At 73.6% G+C, this 20345-nt stretch carries 15 protein-coding genes; 11 read left to right on the forward strand and 4 right to left on the reverse strand.

Annotated features, from left to right (window positions below; translation table 11 throughout):
* Positions 1-7: 7 nt before the first annotated feature.
* Together NX794_RS02080 and NX794_RS02085 are read right to left on the reverse strand one after the other, a co-directional pair.
* Positions 8-886: a helix-turn-helix domain-containing protein gene (locus NX794_RS02080; protein WP_258776275.1), complete on the reverse strand. Its 879-nt coding sequence runs from the start codon at positions 884-886 to the stop codon at positions 8-10.
* A 221-nt stretch (positions 887-1107) separates the two neighbouring features.
* Complete coding sequence (locus NX794_RS02085; protein WP_258776276.1) at positions 1108-3087, reverse strand: AfsR/SARP family transcriptional regulator; 1980 nt, start codon at positions 3085-3087, stop codon at positions 1108-1110.
* Positions 3088-3240: 153 nt separating this feature from the next.
* Here NX794_RS02085 and NX794_RS02090 point away from each other — a divergent pair, with 153 nt between their 5' ends.
* A complete protein-coding gene (locus NX794_RS02090; protein ID WP_258776277.1) occupies positions 3241-4962 on the forward strand; it encodes an MFS transporter in 1722 nt (573 codons plus the stop codon).
* Positions 4963-4965: 3 nt separating this feature from the next.
* Here NX794_RS02090 and NX794_RS02095 read toward each other — a convergent pair whose 3' ends face one another.
* Both NX794_RS02095 and NX794_RS02100 read right to left on the reverse strand, forming a co-directional pair.
* A complete protein-coding gene (locus NX794_RS02095; RefSeq protein WP_258776278.1) occupies positions 4966-7836 on the reverse strand; it encodes an AfsR/SARP family transcriptional regulator in 2871 nt (956 codons plus the stop codon).
* A gap of 8 nt (positions 7837-7844) precedes the next feature.
* Positions 7845-8174, reverse strand: a complete 330-nt coding sequence (locus NX794_RS02100) for a hypothetical protein (RefSeq protein WP_258776279.1) — start codon at positions 8172-8174, stop codon at positions 7845-7847.
* Positions 8175-8579: 405 nt separating this feature from the next.
* On the opposite strand from NX794_RS02100, the gene NX794_RS02105 reads away from it, so the two are divergent.
* The 10 genes from NX794_RS02105 (at position 8580) to NX794_RS02150 (ending at position 20321) form a co-directional block, all read left to right on the forward strand.
* Positions 8580-8978: an SsgA family sporulation/cell division regulator gene (locus tag NX794_RS02105; RefSeq protein WP_258776280.1), complete on the forward strand. Its 399-nt coding sequence runs from the start codon at positions 8580-8582 to the stop codon at positions 8976-8978.
* Between the two features lie 134 nt (positions 8979-9112).
* Positions 9113-9688, forward strand: coding sequence for a Dps family protein (locus NX794_RS02110; RefSeq protein WP_258776281.1), 576 nt, complete (start codon positions 9113-9115; stop codon positions 9686-9688).
* 91 nt (positions 9689-9779) lie between these two features.
* The gene (locus tag NX794_RS02115; protein WP_258776282.1) at positions 9780-10505 is read left to right on the forward strand and encodes an alpha/beta fold hydrolase; all 726 of its coding nucleotides are present in this window, start codon (positions 9780-9782) and stop codon (positions 10503-10505) included.
* Positions 10506-10553: 48 nt separating this feature from the next.
* Positions 10554-11408, forward strand: coding sequence for an alpha/beta fold hydrolase (locus tag NX794_RS02120; RefSeq protein WP_258776283.1), 855 nt, complete (start codon positions 10554-10556; stop codon positions 11406-11408).
* A 133-nt stretch (positions 11409-11541) separates the two neighbouring features.
* On the forward strand, positions 11542-12708 hold the full coding sequence (locus tag NX794_RS02125) for a low temperature requirement protein A (protein WP_258776284.1): 1167 nt from the start codon (positions 11542-11544) through the stop codon (positions 12706-12708).
* A gap of 523 nt (positions 12709-13231) precedes the next feature.
* Positions 13232-14242: an AraC-like ligand-binding domain-containing protein gene (locus tag NX794_RS02130; RefSeq protein WP_258776285.1), complete on the forward strand. Its 1011-nt coding sequence runs from the start codon at positions 13232-13234 to the stop codon at positions 14240-14242.
* A gap of 191 nt (positions 14243-14433) precedes the next feature.
* Complete coding sequence (locus NX794_RS02135) at positions 14434-17178, forward strand: ATP-binding protein (RefSeq protein WP_258776286.1); 2745 nt, start codon at positions 14434-14436, stop codon at positions 17176-17178.
* A gap of 169 nt (positions 17179-17347) precedes the next feature.
* A complete protein-coding gene (locus NX794_RS02140) occupies positions 17348-18598 on the forward strand; it encodes an extracellular solute-binding protein (RefSeq protein ID WP_258776287.1) in 1251 nt (416 codons plus the stop codon).
* A gap of 3 nt (positions 18599-18601) precedes the next feature.
* Entirely contained in the window at positions 18602-19495 is an 894-nt protein-coding gene (locus NX794_RS02145; RefSeq protein WP_258776288.1) for a carbohydrate ABC transporter permease, read from the forward strand.
* Entirely contained in the window at positions 19488-20321 is an 834-nt protein-coding gene (locus NX794_RS02150; RefSeq protein ID WP_258776289.1) for a carbohydrate ABC transporter permease, read from the forward strand. Before NX794_RS02145 ends, NX794_RS02150 begins: the two co-directional genes overlap by 8 nt.
* The last annotated feature ends 24 nt before the right edge of the window (positions 20322-20345 follow it).

Here is a 20345-nt window from a genome sequence, read left to right on the forward strand (position 1 = left end):
GTCCGGTTCAGCCGCGGACCGGACGGCCGCACCGCTGGGCGTCACCCCGCCACTCGCTCGGGGACATCCCGTAGGCGGCCCGGAACACGCGGCTGAAGTGGGTGGGGCTCCGGAAGCCCCAGCGACGGGCGACCGCCGCGATGGTCATGTGATCCCAGGACCCCAGGGTGAGAGCGCGCCGGCATTCCTCAAGCCGCCGGCGCTGGATGAGCCGCCCGACCGTCGTCCCCTCGTCCTTGAAGAGCTTGTGCAGGTAGCGCACGGAGATGTGGTGGGCCCTGGCGATCATCTCGGGCGACAACTCCGCATCCCTGAGATGCCGGTCGATGAACTCCACGATCTCCGACACCAACGGCACCCGGGCTCCGGGCTCACTCCGCGCTTGTTCGGCCAGGTGCTCGGTGGCCAGAGTGGACAGCAGGCTCACGGCGTTCCAGACGAGCATCTCACCGACCGTGGAGCGGGACACCGCCGCCGTGTCGGCGAGGTCGGACAGGAACGGCGAGAGCAGGGTGCCCAGCCGGGACGCCGCGGTGACCGGGGCGTTCGTGAGACGGGGCACGTCGGACCGGGCGAGCCCGAGGAGTTCGCGAGGGAGCAGGAAGACCTTGAGACGGAAGCGCTCGGGAAAGTCGAGTACGGACGGCCGGTGTAAGTCGTAGAAGCAGATGTCTCCCGGGCCCAGGAGTACGTCAGCGGCGCTTTCTTGCGCGCACGGCGCTCCGCCGCCGCCTCGCAGGCCCACGAAGAGGTACTCGCCGCTGTCCCGGGCGATCAGCCGCAGGGGCTGTCCGACGGTGCCCGGCTCGCCGTGCGGCCGCTTCTCCCAGGGCAGCCGTGCCGGGGCGGCGCCGTCCATGATGACGAGGTCGGACCCCATGGGCATCCGCCGGACGATGTGCCGCCGCGAGGACCCGTACGCCGAACCGCTCCGGCTGCCCACAGCCTTCGTACTGGTAGTGGACGTGCTCACCGCTTGCCTCCGAACTGTCGTCACACGAAGCGGCGACAGCGACGAACGCTGCGGCGGTCCCTACCGGGGCCGCGCGCTCCGGTGGCCCTGACGGGCCGTCGTCCACTTCGCCCGGAGCGTAGACAGGTGAAAGTTCAAAAAGAGTGACAGGAGAGTGAGGGTGCCGCGCCGCCCCCGGCCCGGCCCGCCAGGCGGTTCCGGGCGGCCTCGCGTTCGGCCGGGCTCTCATGCGCCTCGGTGAGTTCGGCGGCGAAGACGCGCAGCAGGTCGTGGAGCGCGTAGCGGCCCGGAGCGGGTTCGGAGACGAGGTGGGCGTCGGTGAGTTCGCCCAGGAGCACGCGGGTTCGGCGAACCGGCAGGCCGGCGAGCGCGGCGGCCTCGCCCAACGTGCCGTCGGCGCCGGGACGCAGGGACAGCAGCCGGAAGAGGCGGGAGCCGTCGGGCGACAGCGAGCGGTACGAGCACCGGAAGGCGGCCCGGGCGTCGGACGTGCCGCCGGGCGCGGAGAAGGCGTCGAGGACCCCGCCGGCGGCACGGAGATCGGCGGCGACGGCGGACAGCGGAACGTCCCGGCGGCTGTCGGCGCGGGCGGCGACGACGGCCAGTGCCAGCGGCAGGCCACCGCACCGGGCGATGATCTCCTCGGCGGCGTCGGGCTCGGCCGCCAGCCGTGCCGCGCCGATCCGCCGGGCCAGCGCGGTGTGCGCGTCCGCCGGGGACAGCGGTTCCAGACGCAGCGGACGGGCGCCCGAGGCGATCAGGCCGGACAGCGCGCTACGACTCGTGACCACCGCCAGACAGCCCGGTGAGGCGGGCAGCAACGGGCGTACCCGCTCCGTGCCGGCGGCGTCGTCCAGGAGGACGAGGACGCGCCGGCCGGCGATCAGGCCGCGGTACAGGCCCGCCAGCGCGTCCACGCCGTCGGGCATGCGCCGGGGAGCCACTCCCAGGGCGGACAGCGCTCGGCGGAGCACCTCGGTGAGCGGTTCGGCGGCCCCCGCCGGATCGGCGCCTCCCAGCTCCATGTGCAGGTGGCCGTCCGGGAACCGGTGGGCGAACCGGTGCGCCCAGTGCACGGCGAGCGTCGTCTTCCCGACCCCCGGCATTCCGCTGACCAGCACGATCGCGGGCGTCCGGGTACCGGCGGCGGAGTCGGCCAGCGTGGTCAGGCGGTCGAGTTCCGTCCCCCGGCCGGAGAAGACGGTGAGATCGGACGGCAACTGGGCGGGACGGGCGACGCGTGTCCCCGGCTCCCGCTGCCGCACGTCCCTGTTCTCCTGGACGGGCCACACCTGCCTGTTCTCCCGGACGGGCCACACCTGCTGGCGCACCACCCGGGTGTGGGCCGCGATCAGTTCGGGGCCGGGCGAGGTGCCCAGCTCCGCGGCCAGGTCGCGCCGGACGTCGCCGTAGGCCGCCAGGGCTTCCGCCTGCAGACCGCAGGCCGCCAGCGTCAGGACGAGCCTGGCGTGCACCGGCTCGTTCAGCGGTTCGCGCCGGGCGGCCCGGCGCAGGAGCGGCAGTACCTGCCGTGCCTGGCCGCACAGCAGAGCGGCGTCGGCGGCCAGTTGGGTGGTCCGTACGAGTTCCCGCTCCACGGCCGCGAACCGGACGTGCTCACGCACGGCGGCGGGTATGCCCGCCGCCACCGGGCCACGCCACAGACCCAGCGCCGCGACGAAATGCCGTACGGCCGCTTCCGGGTCCGCGACGGCGGCGCGCCCGCCCCGCTCGGTGAGGTCGCGGAAGCGCAGGAGGTCGATGTCGTCGGTGGCCGCTTCCAGCACATAGCCGCCCGCGCGGCGGAGCAGCCACCGGCCGGTCGCTCGCGGCGGCAGGCCGGGCTCGAACAGCCTCCGCAGCGTGCCGGCGTAGCGGCGCACGACGTTGACGGCACTGGCCGGGGGCCGGCCGGCCCACAGCGTCTCGACGATCTCGCTCGTCGGCACCGGCCGCCCCGCCTGCACCAGGAGCAGAGCGAGCAGGGCCCGCTGCTGGGGGAAGCCGAGATCCAGTTCGTCCTCCCCGCGCCACACCCGCAGGGGTCCCAGCACTTCGAACCGCGTCACTTCGCCGAACTCCGTCTTGCCTCGTGCCCGGGTGGGCCGATCCATGGCGACAGCGTACGGACCCGGGGCGCGCCCACCGGCCCGGGCGACGGCGCTGCCGGACCACACCCCGTGCGCTCTCGGTCAAGAGTGCGCCCTCCGCGGCCCCTAGGGTCACAGACGACCACACCCATCCGCCCCGCACCGGTCTGGACGAGTATGAGCATCGCACCGTCGTCGCCAGGGCCCGCGGAGACCGACTCGCCGTGGGCGCCGCTCGCGGGGCGTGTCTTCCGGGCGCTGTGGATCGCCCAGTTGGTCTCCAACACCGGGAGCTGGATGCAGACGGTGGGCGCCCAGTGGCTGCTGGTCGGGCACGGCGCCGCGGTGGTGACGCTCGTGCAGACCGCCGCGAGTCTTCCCGTCGTCCTGCTGGCCCTGCCCTCCGGGGTGGCGGCCGACCGCTTCGACCGGCGCTCGGTGCTGCTGGCCGCGCAGTTCGCGATGCTCGCGGTGTCCGGCGTGCTGGCCGCACTGGCGTTCGCGGACGCCCTGACGCCGACGCTGCTCCTCGTGCTCACCTTCGCGCTGGGCTGCGGCACCGCGCTGATGGGGCCGGCCTGGCAGGCGATCCAGCCCGAACTGGTGGAGCGCCGCCGGCTCGGCCAGGCCGCGGCTCTGGGCGCCGTGAACATGAACCTGGCCCGTGCCGTCGGCCCGGCACTCGGCGGGGCGGTGGTGGCCGCGACGGGCGCGGGGTGGGTCTTCGCCTTCAACGCCGCCTCGTACCTGGGCATCGCCGCCGTGCTCGTGCTCTGGCGGCGCCCGCCGGCGGCCGGCCCCGCCGCGGGCCGGGAACGGCTGGTGGCGGCCCTGTACGCCGGCCGCCGCTACGTGTGGAACGCGCCCGGAGTGCGACGGGTCCTGCTGCGCACCCTCCTGTTCGTCCCGGGCGGCGCCGCCCTGTGGGCGCTGCTGCCGTTGAGCGCGAGCCGCACTCTGGGGCTGGGCTCGGGCGGGTACGGGCTGCTGCTGGGAGCGGTGGGCCTGGGGGCGGTGGCGGGGGCCTTCGTGCTGCCCCGCGTCCGCCGGGTACTGGGGGCCAACGGCACCCTCGTCGCCGGTGCGCTGGTGTTCGCCGGAGTGCCGGCGGTGCTGGCCACGGTGCGGGTGCCGTGGCTGGCGGCGGTCGCTCTGCTGCCGGCGGGCCTCGCCTGGATCGCGGTGCTGGCCACGCTCAACGCGGCCGTGCAGACGCGCCTTCCCGGCTGGGTCAGGGCCCGTGGCCTGGCCGTCTACCTCATGGTCTTCCAGGGCGGTCAGGCGCTGGCGGCACCCTTGTGGGGTGCGCTGGCCGACCGGGCGGGGCTCCGCGCCTGCCTGCTGGCCGCCTGCGCCGTGTCGCTGCTCGGCGCCGCGAGCGTACGCCGGTGGCCGCTGCACGACGCCGAGGGGATCGACCCCGCGCCGGCCGACCACTGGCCCACTCCTCCCCTGGTGTTCGAGCCGGGCGAGGCCGACGGCCCGGTCCTGGTCTCGGTCGTCTACCGCGTCCCCGCCGACGACCGCGCCGAGTTCACGGACCGGATGCGCCGTGTCGCCCGCTCCAGGCGCCGCACGGGCGCCGTCGACTGGGGCCTCTACCAGGACGGCGACGACCCGGAACGCTTCGTCGAGACCTACCTGGTCGCCACCTGGGCGGAACACCGCGCCCAGCACCGGGTCCGGCTCACGGCCACCGACCGCCGCCACGAGGAGCGGGCCCGCGAACTGCTCGTCCCGGGCACCCTGCCCGAGGTGACCCATGCCTTCGACACCGCGTCGGGGCCCGTGGTACCGGACGGGCCGGACCCTCGGGTACCGGGCTCCGGCGACACCGACACCGACACCGACACCGACCCCAGCCTCGGCTCCGGCTCCGGCTCCGGGATCTCCGGATAGCGCTCATACCGCTCCGCGCACGGGTGTGCCCGTCCGGATGCGGTCGGCGACCCGGTCGGCGTCCGGGTGGCCGAGCCCGACGAGGAGGGCGTGGGCCTGTCGCCAGGCGGCTCGGGCGCCTTCGTGATCGCCGGTGGCGAGGTGGGTGTCACCGATGCGGAGGAGACTCTCGGCCTCCAGGTAGGGCACGCCGAGATCGCGGTAGAGGGCGAGGGCGTTGCGGTAGCCGAGCAGGGCGTGCGGATGCCGGCCCAGCTGGTGGTAGGCGTAGGCGATGCTGTCCCAGGTGGCGGCCTGGCCGTAGCGGTCGCCCTGCTCCTGGAGCACGGTCAGGGCCTCGAAGCAGTGCGTGAGCGCCTGCCGGTACTCCCCGAGCAGGGCGTGGTACCAGCCGACGGAATTGAGGACGCTGCCCTGCGCGGCCCGGTGGCCGGCGGCACGGAACAGGTCGAGAGCCAGCTGGTTGTGCCGGAGGGCACCGGCGAGGTCGCCCTGTTGCTCGCTCATCCAGCCCAGGCTTCGATGGGTCTCCGCCCGGCCGATGTCGTCACCGGCCTCGGCGAAGAGTTCGAGCGCGCGGTCGAGGCGTGGGCCCGCTCGGCCGAGCAGGCCCAACCTGGCCTCCGCCCGCGCCAGCCCCCGCAGTCCGCGGGCCTCCCAGACGGGATCACCGAGCCGTAGGGCGGCGTCGAAGGCGGTGCGCTGGGCGGTCACCCCGTCGTGCCAGTGGCCGCGCCGGTCGAAGTACGGCTCCAGGGACCACGCCAGCAGGCAGGCGAGCCGGTCACGGCCCGAAGCCGCCGCCGCGTCGATGACGGCGAGCAGGACCGGGTGCTCGGCCGTGACCCAGGCCAGGGCGCGGTGGTCGTCGGCGAACGTCTCGGCAGGCGTGCCCGCCGCCGGCGGCGGGATCGGCACCGGGTCGTCGTTCGGCGCGAGCACGGCGGCACCGGCGTACACGCCGTACAGGTAGTACGCGAACAACCGGTCGACGGCCGCCTGCCGCTCCGCCTCCGTCTCCCGGGCGTCGAGCAGTTCCGCGGCATGGGCCCGGAGCAGGTCGTGGAGGCCGTAGCGGCCGGGCGGGTTCTCGTTGACGAGGTGGACACCGGACAGCTCGGCCAGCGCGTGCCGCGCCTGGCGGGGCGGGAGTCCGGCGAGGGCGGCCGCCGCGGGTACCGAGAAGTCGGGGCCCGGGTGCAGGGCGAGCAGCCGGAAGAGCCGGTTGGCGTCGGGTGACACGGCTCGCGAGGACCAGGAGAACACCGTGCCCACGTCCACGGAGGTGTCGGACCTGGTGAACGCGTCGAGACTGCCGTGGGCCTCGCGCAGTTCCCCGGCCACGGCCTGGAGCGGGAAGTGGGGGTGGATGGCGGCACGTGCGGCGACGCAGGCGAGCGCGAGCGGCAGCCCGGCGCACAGCGTGGCGATCTCGTCCGCCGCCCGGGGCTCGGCCGCGATCCGTTCGGCGCCCAGCCGTCCGGCGAGGAGTTCCCGCGCCTGGTCCGCGTCGAACGGGCGCAGTGTCAGGGACCGGGCGCCGTGCGCGGCCACCAGCCCGGTCAGTTCGCTGCGGCTCGTGACGATGGTGAGACAGCCCGGCGCCCCGGCAAGCAGCGGCCGCACCTGGTCGGCGTCCCGCGCGTTGTCCAGCAGGACCAGGACCCGTCGTCCGGACAGGACGCCGCGGTACAGCGCGGCCTGGGCGTCGAGGCCGGGCGGGATCTGCTCCGGCGGTACCCCGAGCGCGTCGAGGAAGCCGCGGACGGCCTCGCCCGGGTCCGTGACCACGCCCGACGGGTCGAAGCCGCGCAGGTTGACGTAGAGCTGTCCGTCCGGGTAGCGGTCGGCGACCTGGTGGGCCCAGTGCACCGCGAGCGTGGTCTTGCCGACGCCGGCCATCCCGCCGATCGCGTTGATCACCACGGTGCCGGTGTGCTGCCCGTCGCCACCGGAGAGGCCCAGCGCCTCCGCGAGTTCGGCGCGCCTGCCGGTGAACGTGCCCAGATCATGGGGCAGTTGGGCGGGGACGGTGAGCGGATACGGACCGGACGCCTCCCGGAGCGGCACGCCGGCAGCCTCCCCCGCCGGCGCCGGTGCCGCGTCGAGCAGTGCCTCGCGGTGCGCCTCCCGCAGTTCCCTCCCCGGGTCCATGCCCAACTCGTCGGCGAGGCGCCGACGGGCCGCCTCGTAGGTGGCCAGCGCCTCCGAGCGACGGCCGGCGGCCGCGAGGGCCAGCATCAGCCGGGCCAGGAGGGGTTCGTCCAGGGGATGGTCGGCGGCGGCCTGCTGGAGCCCGGGCACGACCGCGTGCGGCACGCCCGCGCGCAGCGCCGCGTCCGCCGCCTCCTGCAACGCCGCGAGGTGCTCGCGCCGCAGGGCACCGGGGACCAGGCGCGCGCGTACGTCCGGTGCGGTCCCGGAGGCGACGGGTCCCGCCCACAGGGACAGCGCTCGCGTCAGGAGTTCCAGGGCACGGGCCGGGGACTCCTCGACGACCCCCGCGGCCCGCTCGCGCAGCCCGCGGAACCGGAGCAGGTCCAGGCTGTCGTCATCGGCCCGCAACCGGTAGCCGCCGGCGTCGCGGGTCAGCCAGCGGCCGGCCGCGCGCGGGGGCAGGCCGGGCTCCAGCAGGCGGCGAAGGGCTCCGACCTGGCGGCGGACCACGTTGACCGCGCTGCGTGGTGGGTGTGGTCCCCACAGCGCGTCGACGATCTCGCTCACGGCGACCGGCTGCCCCGCCCGCAACAGCAGCACGGCCAGGAACGCCCTGTTCTGCGGACCTCCGAGGTCCAGCTCCTGCCCTCCGCGCCAGACGCGTACGGGCCCGAGCACCGCGAACCGCACGCCCTCCTCCGCCACTTCCCGATCCATGAGCCGGCTCAGGGGCGCGGGACGTCGCGCGGCTCGGACCGGGACAGCGCGATGCCACCGGTCCGCTCGGCGGTGATCTCCGGCGGCACGGCCGGCGCGGCGGGGTCGGTGTGCGGGTGAGCGGTGCCGTGCGCGGGCAGGGGGACGGCCGTCGGGCCGTGGACGAACGACACGGGGACGCGGCGTCGGCGGTCCGGTGCGCCGGGAGACGTCGGCGTCCCGCCCCTGTGCCCCTGGCGGGGCAGGACGTCGGTGGACGGGAAGTCCATGCCGGGGTACAGCAGGTCGCACTCGCGCATGGCTTCGTCGGCGGCTCCGCAGCCTGGCAACCCGGGCATACCGACATCGTACGGGGTCGTCGTACCGGGCACCGGCGACGTCCCGGCCGCGGAACCCCGTGCCGGGTTCGACGGCGGCCACCAGGCCCGTGGGCATGGTGAGTCCGGGTGCCGTCCGGCGGGGCGCGGAGACCGGTGCGGCGGCGAACGCCACGGCCTCCTCGTGGCGGACCTGGGCCCACGGGATTCGTCCCCGCGGCGTCGGTGGACCGGGCGGCCCGGGTGTTCTTCGGCGGACCACGCCTGGTGCGCTGGTCGGCAATCGGCTCCCCGGGGCCCGCCGTACGGTCATCAGCGGCCCGGAGGTCGACACCCGGGCCCACGTCAGCAGTAGTAACCGCAGTCGCAGACGGAGGCGGCATGAAACACCTTCCTTCCGATGACGCGAGCACAGGCTCGATCGTCGTGAGAACGACGGTCTGTGTCACCGGGGCCGACGAACGGCCCGTACCGCTGCCTGCCGAGTTCCGGTACACCATGGCGGATCCGTACGCCGTACGCCTGTCGCTGGGCACCCCCCTGGCTCCCCCGGTGGAGTGGGCCTTCGCGCGCTCACTTCTCGCCGACGGACTGCGCCGGACCTCGGGGACCGGGGACGTGGTCGTGTTCCCGCGGAGCCCGGGCCGGCCGGACGCCGTGCGCATTCTGCTCATACGCCCGAAGGGGACGGCGGCCCTCGATGTCGCGACCGCCTCGGTCACGACCCTTCTGGAACTCGCCGACGCGTTGGTCCCGCCGGGCACCGAGCACGACCACATCGACCTGGACTACGTCGCGGAACAGCTCACGGCCGGCCTGGACTGACCCGGCCCTGCCGACCGGTGGGGACGCTCGGTGCGCTGACAGGCACCTGGGCGGGCGCTCCGGGGCAACGCGGCCGCGGTTCGGCCTCCTAACGTCGGCCGCGTACTCACCGCACGTCGTACAGGAGGCGCGTCATGACCACCGATGCCAAGCCCACCAGCAGTCAGCCGTGGCTGCATCAGAAGGGTCCCGTCATCCAGGAGTTCGGGACGGTCAAGCAGTTCCCCATCGCATTGTCCTACGAAGCGCGCATGTACTCCTGCCAGCGCCTGAACCAGGTCCTGGCGGACACCCAGATGCTCTACGGCCTCTACAAGAAGCACCACTGGATCATGCGGGGTGCGACCTTCTACCAGCTGCACCTGATCCTGGACAAGCACGCGGCAGCCCAGCTGGAACTCGTGGACACCCTCGCCGAGCGGGTCCAGACGCTGGGCGGGGTCGCGGTGGGCGATCCCCGGCACGCGGCCGAGATCACGTCGATTCCGCGCCCTCCGGACGGTGTGGAAGAGGTCCCCGCCATGCTCTCGCGCCTGCTGGAGGCCCACGAGAGCATCCTGACCCAGGCCCACGACGCGGCCGCCCGCACCGGTGAACTCGGCGACGACGGCACCAACGACCTGCTGGTCTCACAGGTCATCCGCACCGGTGAGCTCCAGGCCTGGTTCCTGGCCGAACACCTGGTCGACACCCCGCTCGTCCGCGCCTGACCACCGCCGCCGGGGCGGCGCGCCCAGCTCCCCTTCGCGCGCCGCCCGGCACATCCACGGCCCCCTGGGGGCCTTCACCGAGGAGTAGTACATGTCCCTCAAGGACAACCCGACCGTCGTCCTGGTCCACGGCGCTTTCGCCGACGCCTCCAGCTACGCCCGTGTCATCCCCGAACTGATCGCCTGCGGCCTGGACGTGGTGGCCCCGGCGGTACCCAACCGCAGCCTGCTCGGTGACGCCGCCTACGTCGCCGCGGTCGTGCGCCAGATACCCGGCCCGGTGGTCCTGGTCGGCCACTCCTACGGCGGTGCCGTCATCACCGTCGCGGGCGTCGAGGACAACGTCAAGGCGTTGGTCTTCCTGACCGGATACGCGCTGGAGGAGGGGGAGAGCCTGGGCGAGCTGCAGGGCGGCTTTCCGGACTCCGACCTCCCCGGCGCACTCGTCTACACCCCGTTCCCGGTCGAGGGCTCGACCACGCCGGGCACGGACGTGTCGGTCCGGGTCGACAGGTTCCCGTCCGTCGTCGCCGCGGACGTCGACCCGCATCTGGCCTCCGTCCTCGCGGTCTCCCAGCGGCCGCTGGCCGCGCGGGCGTTCACCGAGAAGGCCACCGCCGCGGCGTGGAAGACCAAGCCGTCCTGGGGTCTGGTCGCCTCCTCCGACCGCGCCATCAACCCCGAGGTGGAGCGTTTCGGCTACCGGCGCGCCGGCATGACCACCGTCGAGGTCGACTCCTCGCACCTGGTGATGCTCTCCCACCCCGTGGCGGTGGCCGAACTGATCCACGAGGCGGTCCGGGCCACCGCCCAGTAACCGCCGGCCGACCCCACGCCCGTCCGACACCACCGCAGAAAGCGACCGATGAACGCACCGATATCCCGCCGCGCCGTCACGACATCCCTCCTGGCCGGCGCCGCCGTCCTGGGCACCCCCGCCGCCTCGGCCCTCGCCTCGACCGCCACTTCGACGACGGAGGAACGGCTCCGCGGCTCGCACCCGCGCGCGAGCAGACCGACCATCGTCCTGATCCACGGCGCCTTCGCCGACGCCTCCAGCTGGAAGGGCGTCGTGGAGCGGCTCCTGCGCCAGGGCCACCCGGTTGTGGCACCGGCGCTGCCGCTGCGCGGGCTGGCGAGCGACGCCGCCTACATCCGCAGTGTGCTGGACGGCATCCCGGGCCCGGTCGTGCTGGTGGGGCACTCCTACGGCGGCTCGGTCATCAGCACCGCCGCGGCCGGCGCCCGAGGGGTGAAGGCGCTGGTCTACATCGCCGCCTTCGTGCCCGAGATCGGCGAAAGCGCGCTGGAACTCACCGGCAAGTACCCCGGCAGCACCCTCGCGCAGGCCACGTCCACCCAGCACTACCCGCTGCCCGGAGGCGGCACGGGTGCGGAACTGGTCATCCAGAAGAAGCTGTTCCGGCAGCAGTTCGCGGCGGGTGTACCCGTCACGACCGCGCAGGTGATGGCCGCGGGTCAGCGTCCGATCGCGCTGGCCGCGCTTCAGGAGAAGGCCACCGCGGCAGCGTGGAAGAAGATCCCCAGCTGGTACCTGGTGGCCACCGAGGACCGCAACATCCCGCCGGCCGCCGAGCGGTGGATGGCCAGGCGCGCGGGCGCGCACACGGTCAGCGTGCGCGCACCCCACGCGGTCTCGGTGAGTGACCCGGCGCCCGTCACCGAGCTGATCCTGCGCGCGGCCCGCTCGGTGGGCTGATCCAGCCGCCTGCCCGGCTCCGCACTCCCCCGGTGCCGGGCTCCGCGCCGGCACCGTTCCGGATCTCCGTCCGTCCCGCCTCCCACCGGACCGTGGGAGCCGTCCCAGGAGCCCTGCACTGCGTCACGTCACCATGCCCGGCCGCGACCCCGGTGAACCGCACCGGACCGCCACGTCGCTGGAACTCCTCTCCGACCTGTGCTTCGTCATCGCGGTGTCCCAGGCGTCCGGAGGCCTCGCCACCGCGGTGACCGGCGGCCACTACGCCACCGGCTGCCTGCGCTTCCTGCTGGTCTTCTTCACGATCTGGTGGGCGTGGATGAACTTCACGTGGTTCGCCTCCGCCTACGACCCGGACGACGTTCCGTACCGGTTGACGGTACTCGTCCAGATCACAGGGTCCCTCGTGCTCGCCGCGGGTGTCGGCCGGGCGTTCCGGGACGGCGATCTACGGCTCATCACGCTCGGGTACGTTGTGCTGCGTACGGCACTGACCGCGCTCTGGATACGGGCCGCACGCTCCGATCAGGCCCGGCGGCGGACGGCCCTGCGCTTCGCCCTCGGCGTGACGCTCTGCCAGTTCGGCTGGGTCACGCTGCTGTTCCTTCCGGCCGCGGCACACCTGCCCGGGATACTGGTGCTCGTCACGGCCGAGGTCGCCGTCCCGGTGTGGGCGCAGGCCGCCGGGATGACACCGTGGCACCCGCACCACATCGGCGAACGCTACGAGCTGTTCACCCTCATCGTGCTCGGCGAATCGGTCGCCGCCGCCACCGTGGCCGTCCGCGGCGCGTTCGACCAGCACCATGACGCCGGCGCCCTGTACCGGCTCGCCGCCGGCGGCCTCCTCATGGTCTTCGCCATGTGGTGGCTGTACTTCGACCGACCGGCACACCTCCTGCTCGCCACGACGCATCAGGCGCACCGCCGGAGGTTCACCTGGGCCTACGGCCACTACCTCGTCTTCGCGTCGGCCGCCGCCGAGGGGGCCGGTCTCGCGGCGAACGCCAAGCTGGTCACGCGGGGCGCGGCCATCCCCGCCGCGGCGGCCGGTGCCGCGGTCACCGTCCCGGTGGCGGTCTTCCTGATCACCGTGTGGGCCGTCCACGTCCGCCCGCACCAGCACGGCGGGGTGGAGCAGCTTCCGTTCCCCACCGCCGCCGCCGCGGTACTGGCGGCCACCTGGTCCCCGGCCCCGGCCCTCGTCTCCGGTCTGCTGCTGGCGGCCCTGGTCGCCGTGGTCACGGTGACGGGACGCGCGGGCCCGGGACCGCGTGACGGGACGACGACACCGTCATGAGGAGGGCCGGGCGACCGGCCCGGCGCGGGCGGGTGGCCCTTTCGGCACCCGCCCGCCGTATGCGCGCGGGTCGTCCACGCACCGGTCGCCGCCAAAGGCAGGAGACCGGCGGGCGCGGTGGCCGGCGGAGGCGGCGGGAGTCCGGTCGCGAGACGGTGGGCGACGGCGACGGCGGTTCGCCGGGCCGGGCCTCGGTGTCGCGCCTCCGGGCCGTGAGTTCGCCCTGGACGGGTTCGCCGATCCGGTCCGCGAGCGGACGACGGCGCGACCGGCGGCTTGTGGTGCTCACGGGTCGCGAAGGCGTCCGGGCCGGCCTCCTCGGCCTCCAGCGCGATGGCGGCCATCGCTCGTGAAGGAGCACTCCGGCGCCCCGCGCCCGCCGTGCGCCGTTCGAGGCCGTGCGCACGGTCACACCCTCTTCAGGCCCCTTACCCGTGATCTCACGAATTCACGCGATGTGGTGGCCGAGCCCGCGCTGGCACGGTGAGTCCGAAAAGCGCTACCTGTAAGAAGGGCGGACATCATGTCGCCACACTCGTCCCTGCCGGAGCCCGGACCCGAGGACACCCTCTACGCCACCGAAGCGGTGCCCACGCACCGAAGACGGGCGTACTGGCGCGAGGCGCTGTCCCGCACCTTCGGAGCCGTGGACATGAGCGTCCCCGACGAGGTCGACCGCGGCACGATCCGCACCTCGCTGCTGGGACCGATGCAGGTCGTCACGGTGGACGGCGACCCGCTGCGGGCCCTGCGCACCCAACGGCTCATCTCGGGCAGCGACAACGACGGATACGTGGTCGTGAAGCTGCTGAGCAAAGGGGTCGCCCGGGTCGAGCAGGACCGCCGTGACGCGTGCGTACAGCCGGGACAGCTGTTCGTCTACGACATGGCGCGCCCCATCCGTCTGACCCTTCCCGAGCGGTTCCAGACGAAGTCGCTCGTGCTGCCCCGCGACGTGCTGGGCCTGCGCGAGTGCGACCTGCGGCAGATCACGGCGTCCCCCCTCGCCCGCGAGACACCGCTGGGCGGGCTGCTGTCGCCGTTCCTGTCCCGGCTGGTGGACGCCGGGGCGACGTATCCGCGGCGCACGGCCGACCTGATCGCACGCAACGTCGTGGACCTGCTCCAGACACTGGCCGACGAGAGGCTCGGCAGGGCCACCGCCGACACGCCGAGCGGCGCGCGGGTGTCCCTGCTGCGGATCCGGGCGTACATCGACGCGAACCTCGCCGATCCGGAGCTGGCCCCGGACGCCATCGCGCGGGCCCACCACATCTCCGTGCGCTACCTGCACAAGCTGTTCCAGCTGGAGGACACCACGGTCAGCCGGTGGATCCAGCGGCGCAGGCTGGAACAGTGCCGGCACGAACTGGCCTCCCGGAACGCGGCGGAACGAACCATCGCCGCGGTGGCCCACCGCTGGGGCTTCACCAGCGCCTCCCATTTCAGCCGCGTGTTCCGGGCCACCTACGACGTCTCCCCCGCCGAGTGGCGCGATACCGCCGTACGAGAACCCCACATACCGGTCGGGTAGCGGTGCGGCTGAGTACCGCCGCCGACGTCGGCCCGCTGCTCCCGGCTCCCGGCTCCCGGCTCCCGGCTCCCGGCACGACATGACCTGGGTCACGCGCACCCCCTCTCACTTATGCGCTGAGCTGCTGTTCTTGCCATAGTGGGCGCCAGGCCCGCCGGTGTCGCCGGCGCGTGTGGACAGGGAGGGCCCAGGTGGCGGCGGCAGGCGGATCGCTTTCTCACAGCGGTCTGCGCGGCCGGGAGGACGAAATCGGACAGATAGCGGCGCTGATCGCCGCTGTGGCCCGCACCGGAAGCGGTGCGCTGACCCTGATCCGCGGGGAACCGGGAATCGGCAAGACCACACTGCTCACCGAAGCCGTCGTCAGAGCCCGGGCCGCGGGGTACTGGGCCGGTGTCGGCAAGGCCGACGAGTTGCACCACGTCGTACCCCTGTCGTCGCTGGCGACCTGTCTGCACGGTGACCGGCCCCTCCTGGCCGGCGAGGCGCTGGTCGATCTCGCCCGCCGTCACGACCGACGGATCTGGCTGGTGGAGCGGTTGGCGGAGGCGATCGAGGCGAGAGCCGCCCGAGGGCCGGTGCTGATCGCCCTGGACGACGTGCAGTGGACCGACTCGCTGAGCCGGTTCGCCCTGACACAGCTTCCGAGACGCCTGCGGACCTCACCGGTCCTGTGGCTGCTGACCGGACGGCGTGGCGCCGCGGGTCCGGCGGAGGACATCGTCGCGGCCGCGGCCGACGAGCTCCCCGCTTCCGTCGTCGCGCTGGGGCCCCTGTCCGACCGGGCCATCGGTCAGCTGGCCGGCGACACCCTGGGAACAGCCGTCGACGAGCAGGTGCACGGCCTGCTCGAAGGAGCCGGCGGAAACCCGTTCCTCGCCGTCGAGATGCTCGCCGGGCTGGGGACCGCCGCCGCGTCGGGCGAGCCGTTGCCTTCCGGGCTCGTGGCGGGGGTGCGCGGCAGGCTCAGATCCCTGCGGCCCGACACCCTGCGCTTCCTCCAGATGGGAGCGGTGCTGGGCCGCGATTTCCGCTTCCCGCACGCGGCAGCGCTGTGCGGCCGGGCACCCGCCACGTTGATCGAGGCACTCGAAGAGGCGGTGCACGCGGGCCTCCTGGACGACGACGGCACCCGGCTGGTCTTCCGGCACGACCTGTTGCGCCAGGCCGTGTACGCGGACATCCCGCCCTCGGCCCGGAAGGCCCTGCACCGGGCGGCGGCCCGTCACCTCGTCTCCGAGGGGCACCAGCCGGTCGAAGCGGTGTCACACATCCTGCGCGGGGCCCTGCCCGGAGACGAGGAAGCGGTGGAACTGCTGAGGCGGGCCGCCGACGACGTACTGCCGTTCACGCCGGGCACCGCGGCCGACCTCGTGACGCACGCCCTGGAACTCGTACCGACCGCACGGCCGTTGTGGTTCGCCGTGGGTGAGCAGGCGATCGTCTGCCTGACCCGGGTCGGCAGGAACCGGGAGGCGCTGGCGACCGGTGCACGGCTGCTGGAGTGCCGGCCGCCCGTGGAGACCCTCGGCCGGCTCCAGGCCGCCCTCGGCGCGACGCTGTGGAACATGGATCTCGCCGACGAGTTGCGCCGCCGGACGGAAGCGGCCCTCGCGCTCGGCGGTGCCGCCCCGGAGGTCGAGGCGCGGCTGGCAGCCCTGCGCGCGCTGGCGCTGTCCCGGTCGCCCGACCTCGTCCCGGCGCGCGCGGCCGGCGAGAACGCGCTGCGTGCCGCCCTCGCGGCCGGTGACGGCCCGGCGCACGTCCAGGCGCTGTTCGCACTCGGTGAGATCGCGCTCAACGCGGGTGAGAACGCCGTCGCGCTGGAGCGATTCGCCGCGCTCAGCGCTGTCGAACCCGCCTTCCTCCCGGAGGAGATCGTCGCGTACCAGCACGTGGACGACTTCCGGACCAGCGAGCGGCTGCTGCTGAAGGCGGTGGGCGATGCCCGGGGGCTGCGGGAGGCGATGCTGCTGTGGGCACAGGGGCAGCAGCATCTCGAACTGGGCAGGCTCGACGACGCCGAGACCGACTTCGTGACGATGGAACGGCTGGAGGACGACGTCCGGGTACCCGTCCAGCAGGTGAACGCCCGCGTCATCCGGTCCCGGATCGCCCTGCTGCGGGGCGACCGGGAGACCGCGCGACGGCACCTGGACGCCGCGCGGGTGCGGCTGGCCGTCAAACCGAACCCGGGCAACACGGCCGCGGTGCGCTTCCTTGAGGCGGTCCACGCCGATGCCGACGGCGACGCCGGGCTCGCCGTCGACCGGATTCACCGGGTGCGGGAACAGGGCCCCTTCCTGCGCTGGCGGCTGTTGCGCACCTGGGTCGGTTCCGCGACACGCATGGCACTCAAGGGCGCGGACCGCGCGCTCGCCGAGGACCTGGCGGCACAGGCGGTGGCCCACGCCGAGCGCAATCCGTCCGTTCCCACCGCCGCGGGTGTCGCGGCGCGGGCCCTCGGGCTCGTGCGCGACGATCTCGCTCTGCTGGAGAGCGCCGTGGCGCTGCTGGAGGCGAGCCCGCGCCCGTTGGTCCGGGCGGCGGCACGGGCCGACCTGGGGCGGGCGCTCCTGGCGGCGGACCGGACACCTCAGGCGGTGGCCGCTCTGACCGAGGCGCACGCCGCGTTCACCGCGTCGGGCGCGCACGCCGCCGCGGCCCGCGTGCGGCGCGATCTGCGGAGCGCGGGGGCGGCCGACCGCCGGACGGCGAGCCGGCAGCGCCCCGTCCAGGGCTGGGAGGCGCTCACGACCTCGGAGAAGAGGGTCGCGCGTCTCGTCTCCCAGGGCCACTCCAACCGTGCGGCGGCGGACCTGCTCGCCGTCTCCCCGCACACCGTCAACACCCATCTGACCTCGGCCTTCCGCAAGCTGTCCGTCAACTCCCGGGTACAGCTCGCCAACCTGGTCATGGCCTTGCCCGACGACTGAGCCGATGCCGGCACGGCCCTCGGCGGCGTCCGGGCGCGCCGAGCGGATGATCTTCTGATCGGAGGAGTGAGGTAGCATCCCCGCTCCGGAAGGTGCCGGTACGAACCGTCTCGCCCGCACCTTCCTCGATCAGCACCCCACCGACAGGCACCACGCGAAAGGCACCGCCATGCCCCCAGCGGTCAGACCGCAGGCGCGGCGGATCACCGCGCTCCTCGGATCCGTCGCCCTCGTCCTGGCCGCCGCCGGCTGCGGCGGCGGGGCCGGCTCCGGATCGGTCTCCGGCAGGGTGACGTCCCTCACCGCTCTGGACTACTACACCGACGCCTCCGAACACGCCCAGTGGAGCGAGCGGCTCACCGCCTGCGGCAGGACGGCCGGCGTGCGGATCGAGCACCGGAGCGTTCCCGGGGCGTCGCTCGTCCCGAGGGTCCTGCGGCAGGCGTCGTCACGGACGCTGCCCGATCTGCTCATGCTGGACAACCCGGATGTGCAGCAGATCGCCCGGACCGGCGCGCTGACGCCGCTGGACCGGTACGGCGTCGACACCGGCGGCTTCACCAAGAGCATCCTCGCGGCGGGCACCTACCACGGGAAGGTGTACGGTCTGGCGCCCACGGTCAGCACGATCGCCCTCTTCTACAACAAGGACATGCTGGCCGAGGCCGGTGTCGGCGTGCCGAGGACGTGGGACGAGCTGAAGGCGGCCGCGGCCAGGCTGACCCGGCCCGGCCGCTACGGCATGGCGGTGGACGCGAACGCCACGTTCGAGGGCACTTGGCAGTTCCTGCCCTTCCTGTGGTCCAACGGCGGGGACGAGAGGAAGCTGGACACCCCCCAGGCCGCGCAGGCACTCCGGCTCTGGGTGGACCTGGTCGGCAGCGGGTCCATGTCCAAGTCGGTGCTGAACTGGACGCAGGCGGACGTCCACGACCAGTTCGTCGCGGGCAGGACGGCGATGATGCTCAACGGCCCCTGGCGGATATCCGCGATGGAAAGGACCAGGAACCTGCACTGGGGCGTGGCCCCCATACCCGTCCGCGCACCGGGGCAGACTCTGGTCACACCGCTCGGCGGTGAGGTGTGGACGGTACCGCGGAGCTCCTCCGAGGCCCGGCGGCAGAAGGCCGCCCGGGTCCTCGCCTGCCTGACCGACTCCACGCACATGCTCGCGACGGCGAAGCAGTACTTCACCGTGCCCTCCCGTACCGCGGTCGCGTCGCGGTACACCGAGCAGGTTCCCACGATGCGCGCCTTCGTCCGCAGCGTCGAGCGGGCCCGGGCGCGCACCGCCGAACTCGGTGTCCGGTGGCCCCGGGCGGCCACCGGCATCTACACCGCCGTCCAGGCCGCGCTGACGGGCGAGCGGACGCCGGAAGAGGCACTCAGGCGCGCGCAGCAGAGCACGACGGGACCCTGACCGGTGAGGAACGAGGGCAGGTGGGAGCCGGTCGCCCGGTGGCTGTTCGTCACGCCCGCCGTCGGCTACCTGTTGCTGTTCTTCGGCCTCCCGGTCGCCGAGAACGTCGTGATGAGCCTGCGCGACTACACGGCCACGACGTTCTACACCGGTGACGCGCCGTTCGTGGGGCCCCGGAACTACTTCGAGACCCTGTCGTCGGACCAGTTCCCGCAGGCGCTGCTGACCACGGTCGTGTTCATCGTCGGCTCCCTGGCCGGGCAGTTCACGCTCGGCCTGGCCCTCGCCCTGTTCTTCGCCCGCGCGTTCCCGCTCGGCGGCGTCCTGCGCTCGCTCCTGCTGCTGCCGTGGCTGCTGCCGATGGTCGTCTCCGCGACGACCTGGCGGTGGATGCTCGACACGGACACCGGCGTCGTCAACCACGCGCTGCGCGCACTCCACCTCGTGCCGTCCGGCGTCCCCTGGCTGACCGACACCTCAGGGGCCCTCACCTCGGTGATCCTCGTCAATATCTGGGTGGGGATCCCCTTCAACACCGTGATCCTCCACGGCGGTCTGCGGGACATCCCGACACAGCTGTACGAGGCCGCCGAGCTGGACGGCGCCGGGCCGCTGACGACGTTCCGCCACATCACCTGGCCGCTGCTGCGCCCGGTGGCCGGCGTCGTGCTGCTGCTGGGCGCGATCTACACCGTCAGGGTGCTGGACATCATCCTCGTCATGACGGGCGGCGGCCCGGCCGACGCCACCCAGACCCTCGCCACCCGGGCCTACGACCTGTCCTTCCAGCAGTTCGAGTTCGGGCGCGGTGCCGCCCTGGGCAACGTGCTCGTCCTCGTCTCGCTCGTCTTCGCCGTCGTGCACCTGCGCGCCGGCCGCCGCGCTCTCCATGGCTGAGGGACGGACCGCGCGGCGCGCGCCCGCGCGTGGCCGGCTCTCCACGATCGCGGGGATCGTCCTGCTCGCGCTGATGCTGTTCCCGGTGTACTGGATGGTGAACGCGTCCCTGCAACCGGCGGGCGGCGTCCTGCGGGGTGACTGGTTCCCCCGCCACCCGGACCTCAGCGGCTACGCCACCGCGCTGCGCGATCAGGGCCGCGCTCTCGTCACCAGCCTCGTCGTGGCCCTGGGCAGCGCGGTGCTGAGTCTCGTCCTCGCCGCCCCGGCGGCCTACGCCCTGGCCCTGCTCCCGCTCAGGGGCGGCGCTCCCGTGATGTTCGGCGTCCTGGTCTCGCAGACGGTACCGGGCATCGTGGTGGCCAACGCGCTCTACGGCGCCTACAGCGACCTGGGACTCCTGAACTCCTACGGCGGTCTGATCCTCGCCGACTCCACCGCCGGGGTGCCGTTCGCGATCATCGTTCTGCGCGCGGCCATGGCGAGCATCCCCCGGGAGGTCATCGAGGCCGCGCGCGTGGACGGCGCCGGACAACTGCGTGTCTTCGCTTCCATCGTGCTCCCGGTGAGCCGGAACGCGTTGATCACCTCCGGCCTCTTCGCCTTCCTGTTCGCCTGGAGCGACTTCCTCTTCGCCCTCACCCTGAACACCACGGAGACGGTGCGGCCCATCACCCTGGGCCTCTACGACTACGTGGGCGCCCACTCGAACCAGTGGAACGCCATCATGGCCACCGCCGTACTGGCGGCGGTCCCGGCGGCCGCGCTGCTCGTCGCCGCTCAGCGCCATGTCACCGCCGGGATCACCGACGGGGCACTCGACTAGGCCCCTGTCCGGGCCGCTGTCCCT

Origin of the sequence: Streptomyces pyxinicus (assembly GCF_024753135.1) — a bacterium.
Lineage (GTDB): Bacteria > Actinomycetota > Actinomycetes > Streptomycetales > Streptomycetaceae > Streptomyces > Streptomyces pyxinicus.

Excerpts from the sequence above, each read along its gene's own strand:
- NX794_RS02080 (WP_258776275.1), bottom strand. The coding sequence starts at position 886 with ATGCCCATGGGGTCCGACCTCGTCATCATGGACGGCGCCGCCCCGGCA.
- NX794_RS02085 (WP_258776276.1), bottom strand. The coding sequence starts at position 3,087 with ATGGATCGGCCCACCCGGGCACGAGGCAAGACGGAGTTCGGCGAAGTG.
- NX794_RS02090 (WP_258776277.1), top strand. The coding sequence starts at position 3,241 with ATGAGCATCGCACCGTCGTCGCCAGGGCCCGCGGAGACCGACTCGCCG.
- NX794_RS02095 (WP_258776278.1), bottom strand. The coding sequence starts at position 7,836 with ATGGATCGGGAAGTGGCGGAGGAGGGCGTGCGGTTCGCGGTGCTCGGG.
- NX794_RS02100 (WP_258776279.1), bottom strand. The coding sequence starts at position 8,174 with ATGCCCGGGTTGCCAGGCTGCGGAGCCGCCGACGAAGCCATGCGCGAG.
- NX794_RS02110 (WP_258776281.1), top strand. The coding sequence starts at position 9,113 with ATGACCACCGATGCCAAGCCCACCAGCAGTCAGCCGTGGCTGCATCAG.
- NX794_RS02115 (WP_258776282.1), top strand. The coding sequence starts at position 9,780 with ATGTCCCTCAAGGACAACCCGACCGTCGTCCTGGTCCACGGCGCTTTC.
- NX794_RS02120 (WP_258776283.1), top strand. The coding sequence starts at position 10,554 with ATGAACGCACCGATATCCCGCCGCGCCGTCACGACATCCCTCCTGGCC.
- NX794_RS02125 (WP_258776284.1), top strand. The coding sequence starts at position 11,542 with ATGCCCGGCCGCGACCCCGGTGAACCGCACCGGACCGCCACGTCGCTG.
- NX794_RS02130 (WP_258776285.1), top strand. The coding sequence starts at position 13,232 with ATGTCGCCACACTCGTCCCTGCCGGAGCCCGGACCCGAGGACACCCTC.
- NX794_RS02140 (WP_258776287.1), top strand. The coding sequence starts at position 17,348 with ATGCCCCCAGCGGTCAGACCGCAGGCGCGGCGGATCACCGCGCTCCTC.
- NX794_RS02150 (WP_258776289.1), top strand. The coding sequence starts at position 19,488 with ATGGCTGAGGGACGGACCGCGCGGCGCGCGCCCGCGCGTGGCCGGCTC.